We start from the raw sequence: 19876 nt of genomic DNA on the forward strand, positions 1-19876 counted from the left end.
GGAGGGGGGAACCTATGAATCAGCAGAGATTCTCACTGTTTGCTATTTGTAATGCTTTGTTTTTGCTGGGACTTAGCCTAGCGGTTATCGTTCCGTTTCTTTATATGTTGGCTGTATCGCTCAGTCCAGCATCTGAATCTTTGGGTGGAAAATTTTTCTTGATTCCAAAAGAATTTACGATTGAGGCATATCGGTATTTATTTTCGACGGCCCGCTTTACCCATAGTATCGTCAACACCATCTATATTACATTTGTAGGCACAATCTTCAATGTGACGATTTCGATTATGCTGGCTTATGCGATTTCAAAGAAAATGATGCCCGGAAGAAAATACATCTTATACATGATCCTATTTACAATGGTTTTTAACGGGGGATTAATTCCATCTTATTTGCTGGTTAAATGGCTTGGCTTATTAGACAGCTACTGGGCGCTGATTTTGCCGGGAGCGACGAACGCTTTTACCATTCTTGTTATGAAGACATTCTTTCAGAGTTTGCCTGAGTCTCTGGAAGAAGCGGCGCGCATTGATGGGGCAGGTGAGATTCGAACGCTTTGGTCGGTAGTCATTCCACTTTCCATGCCGATCATTGCAACCTTCTCTCTATTCTTCATGGTGTCGCATTGGAATTCGTTTTTTGGAGCTGTTATTTATATAAATGATAGCTCAAAATGGCCTATTCAAGTGCTTCTTCGTTTGATGGTCATTGCCGGTGATGCGAATATCGCCTCCGAGAACGCACTTAATTTTGAATTGGTCGGTAAGGTAGGGGATAATGTAAAAATGGCGGCGATCCTTATCGCCATGGTTCCGATTGTAACTGTCTACCCCTTCTTGCAAAAGCACTTCGCGAAGGGGGCGATGCTTGGTTCGATTAAAGAATAGACGAGGGTACCTGCACCGAAATTATATGAGGGGAGTTATTTTCAATGAAACCTAAAAAGGTAATGATGACGGTTCTTGCTTTAGCTTTAAGTGTAGGTGTAGCAACTGCTTGTTCAACTGGGGGCAATGAAAGTTCAAGCAGCCCTAAAGCGGAGGCCAACAAAAAGTCTGCCGAGCCAACAACGATTAAAGCATTGGCGATTTTGTCGGGCGGTGAGCCTCCCGTATTGGAAAACAGCCAAGCCTTGAAAGAAATAGAAAAGAAAGCAAATGTTAAGTTGAATGTAGAGTTTATTCCCGGTGATGTCTATCCGGATAAAGTGAACATCGCTATTGCTTCAGGAAGCCAGTATGATCTCATACTGCTAACTGACGGCAAAGACAGCAAATATGAAAAGCTGGTTAAGCAAGGGGCATTCCACAATCTGACTTCGGTCGTTAAAGGGATGAAGAATTTACAAAAAATTCCTCAGTACTCCTGGGACAATACGTCAGTAAAGGGTGAACTGTACGGTATTCCAAGACCGCGTCCACTAATGGCAGGAGGCAATGCCAACATTTTCATCCGCAAAGACTGGTTAGATACATATAATCTTCCTGTGCCGAAAACCGTTGATGAATTCACGAATGCGCTGAAAGTATTCAAAGAAAAAGATCCTGCTGGTGGTGGCAAAACCATTCCGCTTGTAGCGGGGCCGTACACGAGTCCATTGTTCAGTTCCATGAACCCGCTTGCTTTCGCTATGGGAGTTCCGAATACCTATAAAGTCGATGGGAATAAAGCATCTATTTATTTCCAAGATCCTGGCTATAAAAAGTTTTTGGATTGGATTCGTATGGCTACGGAGAATGGCTTGATTGACAAGGATGCTCCTGTACAAAAAGGTGGAGCGGCTTTGGATAAATTCCTTTCTGGTGCTGCTGGTGCGTTTGTGAACAACGTTAGCATTATGAATGAAAATAACATCGCCAAGATGCGTAAAACGGATCCGAAGGCGGAATTGGTAGGTATCCCTTATCTTCAAGGGCCAGAAGGCCAAAAAGGCGTTCAGAAAATTGAAGGATACTTTGGGATTTGGGTAGTGCCTTCCAATGTGAGCAAAGATAAAGTGCAAAAAATTGTGGAGTTCTTGGATTGGTCTGCTTCGGACGAAGCAACGAGCATTGGCAAAGCTGGTGTTCAAGGCATTCACTACAACAGCTTTAATAAAGATTTGGGTTTAGCAGAACGTACGGACGAACAAAAGAAATTGTATGACAAAGAAAGACCAAGTCTATTAATTTTGCAAAATGAGTACACCAAATATACGTATGCAGACTCCCAAGTTTCCGAAATAAATAAAGCGCAGAAGGGCATTCTAGACTCTTTTGATAATATCGGCGTAGAGAATCCGTTCATTGCATATTTGTCTGACACGGGAGGCAAAAATCCAGATCATGCGAAAAAAATTACGGATGCAGCGGTGAAATACGTATTAAATCAAGGTAAATGGGAAGCCGTACAGGCTGAAATCGATGCATGGAGTAGTGGCATCGGCACTCAAATCTTGAAAGAGTATTTGGACCAATATAACGAAAATAAGAAAAAATAATTGAAAGCCGGAAATGGGATCCGATTCCGTTTCCGGCTTTATACATAGGAGAGAAATTCACATGAAGCAGCTGACAGCAATTTTAATTGGCGCAGGCGCCCGAGGTGCGACCTACGCACAGTACGCACTCGATTATCCGCATGAATTGAAGATAGTTTCCGTCGCGGAACTTAATCCGGAAAGGCTGGCCAAATTTGCTGAAAAGCATAACATTCCGGCGGAGCGTCAATATAGGTCATGGGAGCAGATTCTCGAAGAGGAACAGATGGCCGATATCGCCATTATCGCAACACAGGATCGCATGCATGTTGAGCCGACAGTACAAGCATTAAAGAAAAAATATCATGTTCTACTTGAGAAACCGATGTCACCGGAACCAGCAGAATGCATCGAAATGGAGTCGGCCGCCAAGAAGAACGACCGGCTGCTTACGATCTGTCATGTGCTCAGATATACGCCTTTTTGGTCAGCAATGAAGCGACTCCTTATGGAAGGACGCATTGGCGAGGTTGTGTCTATACAGCTTAACGAGAATGTAGGTTACTGGCACATGGCTCACAGCTTTGTGCGGGGAAATTGGAACAATGCTGACACGTCGAGCCCGATGATTTTAGCTAAATCCTGTCACGACATGGATGTCTTATCCTGGCTGATGGATCAGCCCTGCCTGCGCGTTAGTTCTTACGGTTCTCTAAAGCATTTCCACGCCGGCAACGCACCAGAAGGTTCTTCGGATACTTGTCTGAGCTGTGCTGTGGAGTCAAGCTGTCCTTATTCAGCCCCGCGTTTTTATTTAGGCGAAGGGAAAAATTGGGCTCGTCATTTTACCGAAGAGCTTACGCGCGAGAACATCGTAAAGGGGCTAAAAGAAACCAATTACGGTCGATGTGTTTATAAGAGTGATAACAATGTCGTCGATCATCAAGTCGTTAACATGGAATTTGAGGGCGGCGCTACGGCAACATTTAGTATGTGCGGGTTCACTCGGCATCAGGAACGTCGTATTCAGATTATGGGGACAAAGGGCGAAATTCGTGGTGAGGAAGGCCAAATTACGGTCATGGATTTCGTTACTCACGAAAACACTATGATTCAAATCCCGGAACAGACGACGGGCCATGGTGGAGGGGACAGCGGCATTGTTCGCAGCTTGCTCAAAGAAGTACGCGGTTATAACGGAAGCGAAAGCCTTACGTCTGCATCAGCTTCGGTTCGCAGCCATCTGATGGCGTTTGCAGCGGAACAGTCACGATTACATCATGGTCAATCGATTGAACTCGACGATTTTTATAAGAAGTTATTAGTCCAGGTGTAATAGCGATAATCAGAATCAGTGGGGATAGAGAAGAGGGAGAGAAGTGCGATCTATAGCATACGAGAATGCCTCGAGCAGCTGGAATGAGGCTTTACCGCTCGGCAACGGGCATTTTGGAGGCATGGTATTTTTTGAGGATCATAAGCTAACAACGGTGTTAAATCATTATGAGATTTACTATCAAAAGCTTCATCGTTACAGCAAGAAATATCGGAATGGGGAAACCCGTGATTTTCATCGGCAATACGGTTACACGTTTGATGAATTAAAACAAAAAGCAAATGAGAAGTATCGAAATCCGGATCAGGGTCCATTTTTTCTCTACGGAGATGCCCTATCCAGCAATAGCATGTATAGAAAGTACGGCAAGCCATCCGGCGGAACATCCCATTATCCTACAGGGGAAATGCAGTTGTTTCCGTCCGAGGAATTGGCAGATCCAGACCGTTATTCACTTCGGTTAGACATTGAACAGGCAGACGTTCATTTACATATCGAAAAAGGTGATGATGAGTTAAACGTACACACGTTCATTACGCATGAAAGCGACTATGTTGTAACGAAAATCAAGCAAACGAAGGCGGATTTGTTGAAATCGGTATCCATGACTGTTCCTTTCCGAAGATACGTCGATATGAACGTTCAATATCATCAGCTCGATGAGACGACGTTTTATTATCAGGGTTCGTTCTACCCTGACGGCGAAGATAAGGAGCAATACGAACCATTTTCCTTCCTTGTCCTGATGAAAGTAATTGGCGCAAAGGGGAATGCCGAATTCACGGAAGAATCCGTTCGTGTTCACCTTCGCGATGCCGGGCAGGAGATGACACTTCTGACAACGGTTGTGACGGAAGAAGAAACGAAAGACTTGCTTGCAGCTGCGCTAGAAAGATTGCGTGTATCCATCTCACAAGTAACCGAGATGACTGTGAGGCACCAAGAACATTGGAGAGGCTTCTGGCAGCGTTCATCCATTAGCTTACCCGATAAAATGATCGAGGATTTATGGTACATCAATTTGTATGCAATCGCTTGCAGCAGCGGCAAAGGCGGCAGAATGAAGGAGCAGGCCTGCGGACTGAACGGATTATGGGACATTAAGCAGCCGACGAAGTGGGGCAGCATGTGGTATTGGGATGTGAACATTCAAGCTGCTTTCTGGCCACTCTACACGGCGAATCACCTCGAAGTAGCGGAGGCATTCAACGACGGATTACTGTCGCACACGGCTCTAGCTGAGCAAATGGCGAAGCAATTTTACCAGCTGGAAGGTGTTGCTGGGGACTACCCGCACGCTTTGTATTTAAGCATCTGGCCTTGGTGTGCGCAGTTTTTATGGGACTATTATAGGTACAGCATGGACATGGTTTTTTTGCGTGAAAACGCCTATCCGCTATTTAAGAAGATTATTCAATTTTTTGAAGGCTATCTGCAGTACGATGCTGACAAAGGGCAGTATGATGTTTTTCCAGACATTTCGCCGGAACAGGGGCCTTTGACAAGAAACTCGACATGCACACTGTCGACGGTTAACTATTTGCTGAAAATCGCGATTGAAGCGAATGTCCAGCTTGGTGAAGAGGAGGCTGACCGACAAAGGTGGACCGAATTGGCAGACGGATTGGCGCCATACCCGACCACTGTTTCAAGCAAGTACGGTGACGTTCTTTTGGATTCAGAATGGGCGCCTGCCGATCTGCATTTACGGCATCCGTCCTTGCTTATGCCGATTTATCCCATTGGGGAAATGAACAAGTATAGCGATGAAACGCTACGGAAGCGGGCAGAGAACACACTCCGCTATGCAGAGGAGAGTACGGAATTCGGCATGTTTCAGTTTGGTTGGCTTTCCTGTGCTGCTTCCAGGCTGGGCAAAGGTAATACGGCTCTCCGACTGCTGTATGAACAAGGAATCGACTTGTCATTAAGGAGCAATGGACTGTTTGCCGAGGAAACAGAGCGATGGATGAACTATTGCAATATTACGAACGAGCCTTTATATCATCCCTTCATGATGGAAGCGTCTGGAGAAATGGTAGCTGCGGTTAACGAGATGCTGCTGCAAAGCTATCATGGCTTTATTGAGGTATTTCCTGCCGTACCTTCAGGTGAACCAGAACTAGGACGGATGGTCGGCCTGTATGAGCACGATGTCGACAAGAAAGTGTATACCTACGAGAAGTGGAATGATTGTGCATTTCAAGGTTTACTGGCAGCAGGGGCATTTGAGATTAGCGCAAGTAGGGAACAGGGACGCACCATGTGGGTTAAAATCAAGAGCAAAGCTGGAAAACGTGCCGTTGTGCTAAATCCGTTCGGCGTGGACACGAAGGTCACGGTATGGCGCTCGGAGGGTTTATCGTGGGTAGAGGAGGAGCAGCAGGAGGGCAAGTATATTTCGTTTGATACCGTAAAAAACGGAGAGTATGCCATTTACCCGCAGTCTCACTATTTGCAGCCTGACTGCACCTTATCCGAAACGAATCGTGCAGCTGCTAGGAATGTGACTGGTCCTCGTGTTCATGAAGCGCACACACATCGGAGAGTGTTTCTCGGCAAGGACCAAGAAACCCACTATTACCAAACACTTGATCACTTCACGTTCGATTATTATTCCGGCAACTATCGGGAGTCAAGATTAGCCGCATACCGGCTGGATTTCGGCGTCCATTCAGATGTGCTGAACAAAGATTACTTTAGCGTGCTGCCCAGACAGGTTCATATGGACGGCGTCATCGGTCAAACGTTCCGTAAAATCTCACCGGAAACAGAGTTCACACCTTATTCTGGCATCGGCTGGGAGAAGGCGGGCGAGCTCATTGCCGTTGATCGCGTAGAGCCAGATGGTCTGCGAAGAGACTTTATCGGAGGCGCGGGTGAGTCCGTCTTTATCATGGAGCTACCGAAAGGAAGATATGATTTGCTGTTCGTGTCTGGAGACCATGACTTGCCTTCTTATACAGAGATAGAAATCGAAGGGCAAAGCGTGTGGAGGCCGGAAAAGGTGCTGAAAGCGGGCGAATATGCGACGGATATTTTGCCAGTGATGATGAGGAAAGACGGGTATGTGAGAATACATTTCCGCACGCGTGATGATTTGCAGTGGAGAATCAATGTGCTCATTATGAATAAAAATTACACCTATTTATAAAAACGTAAGAGAGGTTCGTTAATATGACTAGTAAACCTGTAAACAGCCAATCTTCAGAGCCGATTCAATTCTATGTCTCCCCAAAAGGAGGAACGGATGCAACAGGTGAGCAGCATGATCCTGCTTCGATTTTGAGGGCTCAGGAGTTAGTTAGGCATGCGGCGAAAAACATGACAGCCGATATTGAAGTCATCCTAGAGGGCGGAACGTACTATTTCGATCAAACTTTGCTATTCACCAGAGAAGATTCAGGTAAAGATGGCTTCAATATTATCTGGAAGGCGAGAGACCTAAACAATAAACCTATTTTTTCAGGCGGAAAACAGCTGGATCGAAAATGGGCATTACATGATTCGGAGAAACACATCTATAAGCTGGAAATAAATGATGATGGCTTTATTACTCGTGATCTATATGTAAATGGGGAACGATGTGTATTAGCAAGAAGCAGAAACAGTGTGATTGGTTTGGAATTTGATACGATTCAAGCGGCTTATGAGGCTACCCTGCCTGGAGGCAGCGGGACAACGGCGGGATTAGGTCTGCGTGGGACGGTTGCGGATGCTGTTCGACAATATGGAGATATCAGCCAGTTGGAAGCTGTAAGAAATGTTCGTTGGAGACATTTCGTCGTTCCCGTTGAAAAGGTAGAGAATGATATCGTTTATATGTCACAAACGGCTTGGAGAAATGCTTCCACGACCGATCGTGTACACTATGACTGGAATGGAGCCTCATGGCGAAAGTACGGCGGAGGGGTCGATTATTTTCAAAATGCATACGCATTATTAGATCAACCAGGCGAATTTTATCTGGATTATTTGGAACATGTCTTGTATTACATCCCAAGAGTAGGACAAAACATGGATACTGCCGAAGTGATAGCTCCTTTTTTGGAGAAAATCATGGTGCTGGAAGGCAGGAATTTAAGTGAAGTGACAACGCCTCAACCGGGCAGAGAAAAGGGCGGTATTGGTTCTGAAAAAATAAGACATCTGATATTTGATGGTATTGTGTTTCAGCACAATACATTTTTGAGACCGGGGACAAGCGATGGATATGTGTGTACACAAGCCGGACATACCTTAACGGGGCCGGAAGAGGAGGGGCCACGCTCTGACCCGTGGGGAAGTTATGCTGCTCCTCCGCATGGCGCGGTGTATGTTCATTCAGGTGATCATATCCAATTTATGAATTGCGAATTCTCCAAGATTGGAAGCACGGCATTAATGATTACAAATGGCAGTCGTAACAGTATCATTCATAATAATGTGTTTACCGATCTATCAGGTGGAGCCATCTATCTTGGAGATGCGAAACATACAAGCGATACTGCGACGGATCCGCATCAAGTGGGGCCTCACTTTTCAAAAACAGGCTTACTTGAGCCTCCCATCGTTCCGCTGGAAGAACGTGAGTTGTCCTACAATAACACGATTTCCAAGAACCTGGTTGAATGGACGGGGAAACAATTTAGCGATACAGTGGCCATATGGACCGGATATGAAATGAATTTAAAACTTGTGCATAATACGATTCAGCATGTGTCCTACACGGGAATTAACGTGGGTTGGGGTTGGCGTGAAACTGGCCGTGAGAGCCATATGTGCAATAACTATATTGCCTATAATCGCATTACTGACTATTTGCGCAAAGAAGCGGATATGCATGATGGCGGCGGGCTGTATATGATCAATGCAATGCCGGGAACGATTGTCGAGTACAATTATTTTAATAACAAAACGGGGACAGGCAATGCGGTTTATTTTGATGCAGGCTTAGATTATGTGGTATTACGTCACAACGTGATGACCAATATTCATCACAAATGGGTTTCTGCCAATGGAATAAGTAATCACCGAGGTATGGTAGCTTATGATAATTACACAGAAAAAGGCTATGAAATAGGTTTACATCATCATACCTTTGACGGTGAGTACACGATTATGGGTGACAATTATATTCAGATGAAAGTGCTTCCGCAGGAAGCGATTCAAATTGCCAGACAGGCAGGTCATGCTGCGCCTTACGAGGAGAGTACACTGGATCTGTTAAACGTTCACCTCGTAGATCCTAACAAGATTCCTTTCGTAAAAGATACTTCAACAAGATTTAATAAGTCTGTTCCTAACGTTATTTCATGGGATATTTTTACGTACGGGGCCGAGATATCCTTTGTTTGCTTGGATGGTCAAGCGGTTGCAGCAGGTTCATATCGACTTCTAGATAAAAAGCTGGTCAGAAATGCATTTCTTGCTTCAGATCAAATCAGTGCGTACCTGGCTTCAATGGGGGAAACGAACCCATGGTATCCGCATGTCAAGGCAACCCTGGCATGCATGAAAGATGAGCCTTCCATTGTTGATGGAAAAGCTCTTTTGTTTAATCACAATAATGTGAGAGACACGATCGAAATCGGCAACCATACCGTTACGATAGGATTTACGAATGGGATGGAATTGGTCGTTGATCTAGAGGTTTTTGAAGAAGATAGATAAGGTCACGAATATCTCTGAAATACGATGCGAAGCCATTGGGTGGCTTCGCATTTGTAAGTAACCCTCTAAGAGGATGATTGCACAGGCAGATTGATTTGTTTCGCATTTTGGGACCGAATAAATTGTAAAGAAGTAAACGGTGTTTCAATTGTTCCGTTGCCAATATGGAGCAAATCGGAAACAGTATTGATCTCAGTATCATTCACAGATAGGATCACGTCCAGCACCTTTAGCCCCACCAAGTGCTGCCAACTACCTTCAACGACAGATTCCAGCAGGACGCCGCCATCTCGTGGCAATCCGAATGCAGAAACCGCCCCTTGTCCCACAATATTTTTAATGGTACAGCTACCCCACGAATGGAGGTTGGTATCTCTCGTTGACTCATCGCCTTGAGGAACAGGGATTTTGGGTGATTTCACAATGGCTCTCAGCGCCTGAGATCGCACCCCAAACTGATCCATAGGGAAGTTACGAAAGCCAAGCTGCAGCGCTGGCGAAGATTCTGCAACGGTATAGTCGAGTGAATCGGGATTAACAAACATGGCGTTCCCTATAAGCGAGTGAGCGTCCCGATGACTTAATTGTTGAAGCGATTCGGCCGCATGCACCTCCGTAGCTTCCGGGTTGTGTAAGAGGTTGGCTTCGCACGTCTCACCCCAAGGCATGGGTACTCGAATGGGCTTATAGTTTTTAAAGACAATATTGTTTCGGAAAATATCTTGACTTCCTTCATACCAAACGTGGGGATGGAACGTATTGCCCACCATGATGTTATTTTCGCACGTTCGGTAAAATCCTTCCCGTAGTTTGATGCCTCCGGATAGGCACAAATTATTATAAATATGGTAATAACTAGAGCCGTCATCCAAATCGATATCCCAGCCATAATCACAATGCCAGCGGTTGTTACGCAGAATATTAGGTTTGAGCATATCCAACAGGGGTAATGTGCTTCGTTGTTTATCAGGGTCTATATTGAGCTGGTTTAAGTTCATATCCGATAAGCCCCAATAGCGATCTCTCCCCCAGGAATTGAATGCCCCATGATCACCCGTTTCAAGTACGGTGTCAAACACATCGCAGTGTTCAATAAGATGACCACCCCAAGTACCTTCCGAGATGTTAATACCCGCGCGGGGCACTTCGTAGATACTACAATGGCGTACCGTGATCTCATAAGCCATAGAGATTTGCACCGCTGCAGTTTGTTTCTCGATTCGTCCACTGCGATAGATTAAGCAATCTTCAACCAAACAATTCGCAGGGAAGTTTTCGGTTTTAGGACCTGGTACGAGTTCGATATCACTTAGCTGCTGTCTTTGACTATATTCAAATAATGGACTACGTACAGCTTCAGGATCTCCAACAAACGCTACACCGTTCGCACCTGCCTCCGAGATGTGGCAGTCTCTAATCGTAATTCCCTTATTAAAATTATTGACAAATATCGCATTCCCGCCTGTCTGATCGAGATGGCAGCCTTCTATTGTGCAGTCTTTGGCACCGTCAAAGAAGATAGCCCCGCCTCGGTAAATGGTCCAGTCACTGCGAAGCAGTGGTTCGCGAGTGTCCATAAATGTACGGGCAGCATGAGTCAGCGTACATCCCTTTACATGAATCTGTTCCACCGGACGATCCTGGGTACCGCTAAACGAAATAAGTTGTTTTAGTCGAACGCCTTCAACTGTAGCTTGAGTTAAATCCATATCTGCATGGGGATACACATAAAGCATGCTTGATGTGGTGTCCAAGTACCATTCGCCAGGAGAATCAAGCTCTTCAAAGATGTTCTCGACAAACTTAAATTTGACATGCATAGCTAATTGCCGATTGTTTTGCCAACCACCTTCATAGTTCAAAGAACCGTTAGCATCTTTGCTAAGGATTTTGTAATGGTAACCGCCCCACATACGGCTTTGCATCGCATGGAGATAACCGCCTTCTGGCTTGTTCCATCGGGCTACCCGTTCAGGGTGCGTGCAATCCTCAGCATATCCGTTAAAAATACGTTCATTTTCATTGAACTTAGGGTACCTGGCCATGATCATCTTGCGTCCGTTCACGAAGAGTTGGTCCGTTTTCGTCCCTTCAGGTAGACGGGCTTTCATAATACCGTTGTGATAAGGTGACCAAGTGAGGTTCAGACTCATCCCTCCGCTTAAGATTACTTTTTCACCTGGATATGCGGTGTATACAACGGGGGAGAGGGCAGTGCCGGAATCTTCTGCGGTAAATTGAAGCGTTTTATTCAAATAATAGGTGCCTTCCCTTAAAAAAACATGAATGGGTCCTCTGAGTGTTTTGCTTCTAAGCAACGCTCTAATTTCGAATTGAGCTTTCTCCAAAGTGGCAAATGGCTTGTCCAGAGACCCCTCATAATCATCCGAACCTTGAAGTGAAACATAGTAAGTTTGAGCTTCATCCGATAGTGTTGTCATAGCCTACATCCTTTCAGCTTTTCGATAAGTTCATTATAAAAAAGTTGAATCCAATCGTATAGGAAGGATAGTCATACCTTTAGGGACAAAAGTCAGATTGAATGTTCGATCCTAGGTAATTCGATCTGTTATCATGTAAATATTATTTTTTAGGATGTGTGTTAACCATGGAACATAGGAATCAGCAATGGCTCAAATCTTACTTCAACGCCTTACAAACAGAAGTCCTAGTGGTTAACCATTCGCAAATCTCTTCAAGCTGGGAAAATCGTAATGTAACACCACCTTTCAGTGTTCTCTATCTCATTGAAGATGGGGAGGGGTGGTTTCGAATTAATGGACATGAGTTTCAGCCCACAGCTGGCGATCTCGTGATTCTCCCTGCGGGGACCGTACACTCCTATTCAACTTCAGCTATAAAACCATATCGTAAATATTGGTGCCATTTTACAGCCAAGGTCGGTGAGCTGCACCTATTTCATTTGTTGAATATGCCTTATTGTTTTCGGGTGTCCGACCGTGAGAGCTTGGCCGACAAATTTAAGATGATGATCGATAGCTACAATAGCCAAGAGGTCTATGCGCCATTAAAAACCAATGCCCTTATGCTCGAAATTTTGATGGCTATTTTGCTTCAAAATGATGCTGAACGTGTACGTTTTTCGGCTACTCCGGCCGTACATAAGCTGAAAGAGATATTCCAGTATATCGATAAGCATTTAGCGGAAGATGTAACTGTGGAACATTTAGCAAGTATGGCTGGCTATAATCCCAAATACTTTATTTCTTTCTTCAAATCGAATGTAGGGATACCTCCAATTCGGTATATGAACAAAACCAGAGTTGAAAAGGCGAAGCATCTGCTATTAACGACAGATTTAGAACTAACCGAAATTTCTCGCCAAATCGGACTGGAGCCTCACTATTTTTCTAGGGTATTTAAACAATACACAAACATTACGCCAATCAGCTTTCGTACGATGAATAAATTGTATTATCAGCAGTGAGATAAGGACGAGGGACTGATCAACTGCGATTTTATTTCTGAAGGAGCTATTAGATGAAGCCGAATATTTTGTTAATTTCTGTTGATCAAATGCGAGGCGATTGCTTAAGTATCCTGAACCATCCGGTGGTAGACACGCCTAATCTGGATCAATTGGCGCGCACTGGCGTGCTGTTTCGAAACGCTTACTCCGCGACGCCAAGTTGTATCCCTGCAAGAGCAGCGATGCTTACGGGCATGAGCCAACGAAGTCACGGCAGAGTCGGCTATCAAGAGCATGTGCCGTGGGACTACGAGCATACGCTACCCTCGGTGCTGTCCGCAGCTGGATATCATACACAATGTGTCGGCAAAATGCATGTATCACCTGCGCGCAATTTATGCGGTTTTCACAATGTGATTCTGCATGACGGCTACTTGCACTATAATCGGATGCGCACAAAGACGACTTCAGCCGAATTCTTTGACAACTGCGATGATTATCTCCCTTGGCTCCGTGAGCGGGCGGGGTCGACAAGCGATCTACTGGATTTGGGTCTTGATTGCAATGCCTCCACGATGGCTAGGCCTTGGCATTTGTCCGAGTCGCTGCACCCGACGAATTGGGTAGTTACCCAATCGATTGATTTCTTGCGCCGTCGGGATCCTCGGAAACCCTTTTTTCTTAGCATGTCATTCGTTCGTCCTCACCCGCCGTTCGATCCACCGCAAGCTTTTCTCGATATGTACCTGAATGCGGATATACCAGATCCGGCAATTGGAGAATGGGTGGACGATCATGATGTAGAGCGAAGCGGCTTAGACCCCATTACCTACAAAGGTATTGTTCCTAAAAACAGGCTGAAACTGGCGAGAGCTGCGTACTATGCTTTAATTACACATGTCGACCATCAGATCGGTAGATTTATGCAAGCCATGCATGAGTACGATGTACTCAGCAATACAGTGATTCTCTTCGTATCCGATCACGGCGAACTATTAGGTGACCATCATTTATTTCGTAAGGCGATGCCATATGAAGGCAGTGTGAAGGTACCTTTTATATTAGCTGATCCGGGAGGAATGCTGAAACTGGACAAAAATTCGATGAGAAATCAAGTCGTCGAAATCAGGGACATTATGCCGACTTTGCTGGAGGCGGCCGGTGTGCCAATTCCTGAAACGGTCGATGGCATGAGTGTAATCCCGTTGGCAAAAGGAGAAAGCATCACCTGGCGCGAAGTCCTGCATGGCGAACACATGTTTAGAGAGATGTCGAACCATTACATGACAGACGGTGTCCAAAAATATATCTGGTTCTCACAAACAGGGGGAGAACAGTTGTTCGATTTAAGCGACGATCCTCAAGAACTCAAAAATTTGGTTGACGATACGCGGTATAAGGCCAGTCTGAAGAACTGGCGTGAACGACTCGTAGCTGAATTAGCAGACCGAGAGGAAGGTTACAGTGATGGAAAACAACTCATTGCTGGCAAGACTCCGCAAACGGTGCTCCAGATAGTCCATGAGCACGCGGGAAAGAAATAAAAAGCAGGGGAATTCCTGCTTTTTTTCGTTTTACCTTGCTTCGTGTTCATATCCTCAACAAATTCGACATAGGCCGGGATAGATTCATTAAAGATCTATCCCGTTGTATGGAACTTCAAAAAGAAGAACTTTCAAGTCTGAATTGTCCAGGCGTAATGTTCTCGAATTTTTTAAATACTTTGAAAAAGTGCCGTGGGTTTTCGTAACCAACTTGCTCTGCAATCGTGTTGATCGGCCATTCCGGATTCTCTTGCATAATTTGTTTGGCTTTGGTAAGTCGAAAGGTATGTAAGTAGTGAAGGAAGGTCAGCCCCATCTCTTTTCTGAACAACATGCTGATGTAATTAGGGTGCATGTGCACATGATCGGCAACCGCATCGAGCGATAAATCCAGCTTGTAGTTTTGTTCCACAAAAGCAACGATTTTATCAATGGTATGTAAGTTCGGCTGGTGGTGATTGGTCGTTCGTGTATATTGAATGAGTTGTGAGATGATCTCGGAGATCTGAGAGTTTGTATGTAAAATGCTATTCGATACGAATACATTCGTTCCTGAATGTGCACCCCAGATGGCATCAGGCGTTAGACCAACCCGTTGCAAATAAACACCAATACAGATAAGAAACTGCTCGCGAAGCTTGCTATTGCCTTCGGTATTGTTAGGGAAATGAGGCAGTATGGAAAGCACATCCTTTTCAATCTGTTCGCTAGTAAGCTGATTGTCAATGGATTGTTCAATGTATTGGACAAGATGATCAAAGTGATGATGGTCATGTTCTGATGCTGGTTGATAGAACGTTAATGGGTTCGAGGAAAAGTAGCGATTAAATAGCATCGCAGCAATTGCCTCAACATAAAGATCGTGCATTCGTTCGATATTTTTCTTCTGTACACTAACGCCAACGGAATAATCGTTGACTTGCATCCCAGTGATATCAAACATTGCGTCACAGGCAAGCTGCAACTCTTCATCAGTCGGTATCGCTTCGCAATTTGCCAACAGAATGGTTTGCCGCAAGAAGCGGGAATGAAAAATATACATTTTGTGAGGAATGTTCATTTGTTGAGTACCCATGACAGTGAGACTTTCAGCTGTTACAAGCGGTACATGCTCATTTGCTTGGGCTACGATTAACATCGTAAATGGAGCTGGAAACAGGGTGTGCAACTGTTCAGGCTTTAGCGGCAAGTCATCCAACTGTGTATTGAATAGGATGTGTTCTTTGAGCAGTTGTACATCATGCGCGATGATTCGCTGCTGTTCCTCCTGAATGGTTTTTGCTATTTTAACCAGTACGGTAATGAGCTCGTCCTTATTAATCGGCTTCAATAAATAGTCGATGACGTGGCAGCGCAGCGCTTGTCTGGCATAAGCAAAATCGTCATAACCGGTTAGAATAACGAATCGGTTGCAAAGATTCAGAGTTTGTATTTCCTTAATCAGTGTGAGTCCGTCCATTTCAGGCATATGAATATCCGTAAGGATTAAATCAGGCTGAAAGGCGGCTAACTTCTGCATGGCATCAATGCCATCCGCAGCGCCAACGATTTCGATAAACGGTGTTTGTGCCCTCTCGATCATACGGATAATCCCATTTAAGATGATGGGTTCATCATCCACTACCATCAGCTTCATGGTGTTGCCCCCTTAGCTAACTTGAGTATACATGTGGTCCCCTCATGTAGCTTACTCTCTAGTTGAATTCCGGAGCGTTCACCAAAAAACATTTTTACACGTTCGTTTACATTCATAATCCCGAGACCTCCGCCACTTTTCTGCAAACGATGGACATCCATGGTACCGCTTAATACGCCTTGGAGAAGTATAAGTCGTTCTACCTCAATGCCAATACCCGTATCTACAACGCTAATATACATGAACGCTGTATCTTCCCAAATGCGGATTGAAAGTGAACCTTGTTTTCGTACATTTGCAATCCCGTGAACAATACTATTTTCAATGATCGGTTGCAGCATGTAGTGGGGACATTGAAAATGATCGATAGCCGCGTCAATCTCATACGTTACTTTCAGCCGATCAGCTAATCTAATTTGCTGGATTTTGATATAGTCTTTAACATTTTCCACTTCTTCTCGCAGCGAAGTCTCGTTCTTCGTTCCAGATAAGCTATAACGGAATAGTTTGCCTAAGGTATAGGACATCTCAGCTGCTTCGGGGTCATCATTGGCTTCAGCGATCATGCGGATCGATTCAAGTGTATTGTAAAGAAAGTGGGGCTTGATTTGCGCCTGCATCATGAGATAGGCTGATTCTTTTCGCAGCATTTCCGAGCGATGGACCGTATTAACTAACTCATCCATGCGCCTGATCATCGCATTATAAGAAGAAGTTAAATGCCCGACTTCGTCCTTGTTAATTTCTCCGCGATAGAGAGGGAAATGATTCTCGTCAACTTGCCGCATATGCTTGGAAAGCTTCAGAATGCGCTTCGTAATCGAACTGGCGATCAGATAGTAGATACCGGAAAGTAATAATAAAAGGAGGGAGACGATTAATACGAGAATATACTTGTTTTTTTTGATCCCAATAAAGACGTTGTCTACTTGCTCCATCATCACAAACTGAAGCTTAAGGTTATCCGAATAAAAGGATTCAATCAGCAACTTATTTCCATTAACGGCATGATACGCGTATTTGGCATTAGGTTGAAAGGCTTGAGCAAGTAAGGACTTCTCGGATTCTTTGGACAAGGGGATTTTCTGAATATGAGAAATGACCTGGTTATCCTGATCAAGCACATAAAAATTGCTTCTGTTATTTAAATTAAGCGATTCCAATAAGGGTTTCATGAAATTAGAGGTTACTTTGATATCAAGAAGACCGATGTCCTGCTCAAAATTACGATTTCCAATTTTGTGGAAATAATGAAGATTGATGTCTGGATCGGTGCCATTCGTAAAGGTTAGCCATTTACCTACACCTAGCGGAAGCCTCTTAATGCTTTCGTCCAGCTTGAACTCGTCCATCTTGGCCATTTCTGGCCTGAAAATCATCCCATTCTGCTGCTCCATATAGATGGTCATCCCGTCAATCATGCGATTCGATGACAAAATATATGAAAATAAAGGTCGGATATAGGTCAAGAAATTGGAGACCTGATCAAAATCGCTCCGATAGTTCCCACTTAAATAGGCAATCGTGTTCGAATTATTTTGAAATAGCTGATAGGCAGTTTCGATTTGTACCGTACTTACATTGACGTTATTCAGGACCTGATTCACAATTTTTTGTCTGCCTTGCGCATACTCTTCGAGGAAGCTATTGTAGTTCTGATTATAAAGGAACAGGCCGAATGAAATAATCGGAATGAAGATGATGAAGATGTAGCCTATTGCCATCTTTTTCACAATCGACAAGTTCTGATAGCTGAAAGCAAGCTTCAGTTTCACGAATCACACCACCTTATAAACGGACACTACCTGCTTAAAAATGATCACTATAATTATGGAACCTACTCCGTTATTATTGGAATTGTAAGCGCTTAAAACAAGCGGATAGTCACTGCATCGAGGGGGAGTACCATGAGTATAGCACTTAAAATGGTAAAGAAAAACTGGCAACTCTATCTGATTATTCTGCCGTCACTTGTTTATTTGATCATTTTTAAATACATACCGATGGTTGGCGTACAAATCGCTTTTAAAAACTTTATGGTCACAAAAGGAATATGGGGAAGTGATTGGATTGGTTTCAAGCATTTTGTGGACTTTTTCCATCTGCCCATTTTTTGGAGGGTGATTAAAAATACGGCATTGCTCAGCCTTTACTCACTTCTTGTTGGCTTTCCGGCACCGATCATACTTGCTCTAGCTTTAAATGAACTGAAAAATGGAATCTTTAAAAGGGCAGTACAGTTAGTCACCTTTGCACCATATTTCATTTCAACGGTTATCATGGTCTCGATCATTATGCTGTTCCTTTCTCCACAGCTCGGCTTCGTTCATCTCTTAGCGGATAAGTTTGGTTTTCCAGCGGAGAATATCATGTCTAAGCCGGCGTATTTCAAAACCGTTTATGTCCTTTCGGACGTATGGCAGTTTACAGGATATGCCTCGGTCATTTATATTGCCGCTCTAGCAGGGGTAGACCCGCACTTGTATGAGGCAGCGAAAGTAGACGGTGCGTCACGGTTTCAACGGATGATCAATATTGATTTGCCGAGCCTTATGCCGACGGCGGTGATCTTACTCATTCTGAATGCTGGTCAAATTATGAACGTTGGATTCGAAAAGGTGTACCTGATGCAAAATGCGATAAATGTTGGAGCGTCCGAGGTCATATCAACATATGTTTACAAAATGGGCTTGGTCGGAGCGAATTTCAGTTTCTCTGCAGCTGTCGGACTTTTTAATTCGGTTGTCAATTTATTACTGCTCATTGTAGTTAACTATGTGGCTAAGAAAAATTCCGAGACAAGCTTGTGGTAGGAGGCAAATGAAATGGTGAATTCCGAGCAAACCGTGCTTCTCAACGCGAGAAAGCCGCCAACACGCATTCTTGAAAATAGTGTCGATAGAATGTACTTGTTCTTTGTCTATGTATTTCTCGTTATTTGTTTAATCATTGTGGCTTATCCGCTCATTTATATCATTAGTTCATCATTCAGCTCATCATCAGCTGTGATCTCAGGCAAAGTGTGGTTGTTCCCTGTTGAGCCTACCCTACGAGGTTACAAAGCCGTATTTCAAAATCCGCAAATCTTGACGGGTTACGGGAATTCTTTGTTCTATCTCTTCTTCGGGACGCTGATTAGCGTGACGTTGACGATAACAGCGGCTTACCCGCTTTCACGCAAAAGCTTTTATGGACGCAACGTCATCACTGCACTATTTATTTTTACCATGCTGTTCAACGGGGGCTTGATTCCCTATTATTTGACAGTTAAAGGAATGGGGTTGCTGGACACCAGATGGGCGATGATTATTCCTGGTGCCATCTCGGTATGGCAAGTTATTCTGGCGAGGACGTTTTTCCAAACATCGATACCTTCGGAACTAACGGAGGCGGCACATTTGGATGGATGCAGCGATTTTAAGTTTCTACTCCGTATTGTCATCCCACTGTCCAAACCGATCATTGCCGTTCTCGTGCTTATGTATGCGATTGGTTATTGGAACTCCTATTTTGAAGCGTTGATTTTCTTGAAATCGGCCAAATTGTATCCTTTGCAGCTTATTTTACGCAACATTCTAATCCTGAACTCCATTGATCCAACGATGATAAAGGATGTCAAAGAACTTGCGGATCGGCAAGGCTTAAAGGAACTTCTTAAATATTCACTGATCGTCGTAGCGAGCGCGCCTGTTCTCATGTTATATCCGTTTGTACAAAAGCATTTTGTGAAAGGACTTTTGATTGGTTCACTGAAAGGTTGAAACGAGGTACACATTGAGGGGAGGGATGCCGGGAAGCTTGTTAAGGCTGTGTCCACATG

General features: G+C 44.3%; 12 protein-coding genes. 9 read left to right on the plus strand and 3 right to left on the minus strand.

Annotated elements, in window-relative coordinates:
• The first annotated feature begins 14 nt into the window (after window positions 1-14).
• The 5 genes from AC58QM_RS16835 to AC58QM_RS16855 all read left to right on the plus strand — a co-directional run bounded on the left by AC58QM_RS16835 (window position 15) and on the right by AC58QM_RS16855 (window position 9446).
• Window positions 15-887: a carbohydrate ABC transporter permease gene (locus AC58QM_RS16835; RefSeq protein ID WP_497285839.1), complete on the plus strand. Its 873-nt coding sequence runs from the start codon at window positions 15-17 to the stop codon at window positions 885-887.
• Window positions 888-931: 44 nt separating this feature from the next.
• Window positions 932-2479 (plus strand): extracellular solute-binding protein, encoded by a 1548-nt coding sequence (locus tag AC58QM_RS16840; protein WP_497285841.1) that lies wholly within the window; start codon window positions 932-934, stop codon window positions 2477-2479.
• Window positions 2480-2540: 61 nt separating this feature from the next.
• On the plus strand, window positions 2541-3794 hold the full coding sequence (locus AC58QM_RS16845) for a Gfo/Idh/MocA family protein (RefSeq protein ID WP_497285842.1): 1254 nt from the start codon (window positions 2541-2543) through the stop codon (window positions 3792-3794).
• A gap of 43 nt (window positions 3795-3837) precedes the next feature.
• Window positions 3838-6948 (plus strand): glycosyl hydrolase family 95 catalytic domain-containing protein, encoded by a 3111-nt coding sequence (locus AC58QM_RS16850; protein WP_497285844.1) that lies wholly within the window; start codon window positions 3838-3840, stop codon window positions 6946-6948.
• A 23-nt stretch (window positions 6949-6971) separates the two neighbouring features.
• A complete protein-coding gene (locus AC58QM_RS16855) occupies window positions 6972-9446 on the plus strand; it encodes a right-handed parallel beta-helix repeat-containing protein (RefSeq protein ID WP_497285846.1) in 2475 nt (824 codons plus the stop codon).
• Window positions 9447-9511: 65 nt separating this feature from the next.
• Here AC58QM_RS16855 and AC58QM_RS16860 read toward each other — a convergent pair whose 3' ends face one another.
• Complete coding sequence (locus AC58QM_RS16860; RefSeq protein WP_497285848.1) at window positions 9512-11887, minus strand: right-handed parallel beta-helix repeat-containing protein; 2376 nt, start codon at window positions 11885-11887, stop codon at window positions 9512-9514.
• A 167-nt stretch (window positions 11888-12054) separates the two neighbouring features.
• Here AC58QM_RS16860 and AC58QM_RS16865 point away from each other — a divergent pair, with 167 nt between their 5' ends.
• Window positions 12055-12894, plus strand: coding sequence for an AraC family transcriptional regulator (locus AC58QM_RS16865; protein ID WP_497285850.1), 840 nt, complete (start codon window positions 12055-12057; stop codon window positions 12892-12894).
• A gap of 53 nt (window positions 12895-12947) precedes the next feature.
• Entirely contained in the window at window positions 12948-14420 is a 1473-nt protein-coding gene (locus AC58QM_RS16870) for an arylsulfatase (protein WP_497285852.1), read from the plus strand.
• A gap of 115 nt (window positions 14421-14535) precedes the next feature.
• Here AC58QM_RS16870 and AC58QM_RS16875 read toward each other — a convergent pair whose 3' ends face one another.
• Window positions 14536-16056, minus strand: coding sequence for a response regulator (locus tag AC58QM_RS16875; RefSeq protein WP_497285854.1), 1521 nt, complete (start codon window positions 16054-16056; stop codon window positions 14536-14538).
• Window positions 16053-17831: a sensor histidine kinase gene (locus AC58QM_RS16880; protein WP_497285855.1), complete on the minus strand. Its 1779-nt coding sequence runs from the start codon at window positions 17829-17831 to the stop codon at window positions 16053-16055. The genes AC58QM_RS16875 and AC58QM_RS16880 overlap by 4 nt, the downstream gene beginning before the upstream one ends.
• A gap of 132 nt (window positions 17832-17963) precedes the next feature.
• Here AC58QM_RS16880 and AC58QM_RS16885 point away from each other — a divergent pair, with 132 nt between their 5' ends.
• Entirely contained in the window at window positions 17964-18869 is a 906-nt protein-coding gene (locus AC58QM_RS16885; RefSeq protein ID WP_497285857.1) for an ABC transporter permease, read from the plus strand.
• A 12-nt stretch (window positions 18870-18881) separates the two neighbouring features.
• Window positions 18882-19817 carry a carbohydrate ABC transporter permease gene (locus AC58QM_RS16890; RefSeq protein WP_497285859.1) on the plus strand — a complete coding sequence of 312 codons (936 nt, stop codon included), beginning with the start codon at window positions 18882-18884 and terminating at the stop codon, window positions 19815-19817.
• Window positions 19818-19876: the final 59 nt, after the last annotated feature.

This window comes from Paenibacillus sp. J22P165, assembly GCF_059692015.1.

Bases quoted from the DNA above. Each gene is read 5' to 3' on its own strand.
- AC58QM_RS16845 (WP_497285842.1), top strand. From the start codon at position 2,541: ATGAAGCAGCTGACAGCAATTTTAATTGGCGCAGGCGCCCGAGGTGCG.
- AC58QM_RS16865 (WP_497285850.1), top strand. From the start codon at position 12,055: ATGGAACATAGGAATCAGCAATGGCTCAAATCTTACTTCAACGCCTTA.
- AC58QM_RS16870 (WP_497285852.1), top strand. From the start codon at position 12,948: ATGAAGCCGAATATTTTGTTAATTTCTGTTGATCAAATGCGAGGCGAT.
- AC58QM_RS16840 (WP_497285841.1), top strand. From the start codon at position 932: ATGAAACCTAAAAAGGTAATGATGACGGTTCTTGCTTTAGCTTTAAGT.
- AC58QM_RS16875 (WP_497285854.1), bottom strand. From the start codon at position 16,056: ATGAAGCTGATGGTAGTGGATGATGAACCCATCATCTTAAATGGGATT.
- AC58QM_RS16855 (WP_497285846.1), top strand. From the start codon at position 6,972: ATGACTAGTAAACCTGTAAACAGCCAATCTTCAGAGCCGATTCAATTC.
- AC58QM_RS16890 (WP_497285859.1), top strand. From the start codon at position 18,882: ATGGTGAATTCCGAGCAAACCGTGCTTCTCAACGCGAGAAAGCCGCCA.
- AC58QM_RS16835 (WP_497285839.1), top strand. From the start codon at position 15: ATGAATCAGCAGAGATTCTCACTGTTTGCTATTTGTAATGCTTTGTTT.
- AC58QM_RS16860 (WP_497285848.1), bottom strand. From the start codon at position 11,887: ATGACAACACTATCGGATGAAGCTCAAACTTACTATGTTTCACTTCAA.
- AC58QM_RS16885 (WP_497285857.1), top strand. From the start codon at position 17,964: ATGAGTATAGCACTTAAAATGGTAAAGAAAAACTGGCAACTCTATCTG.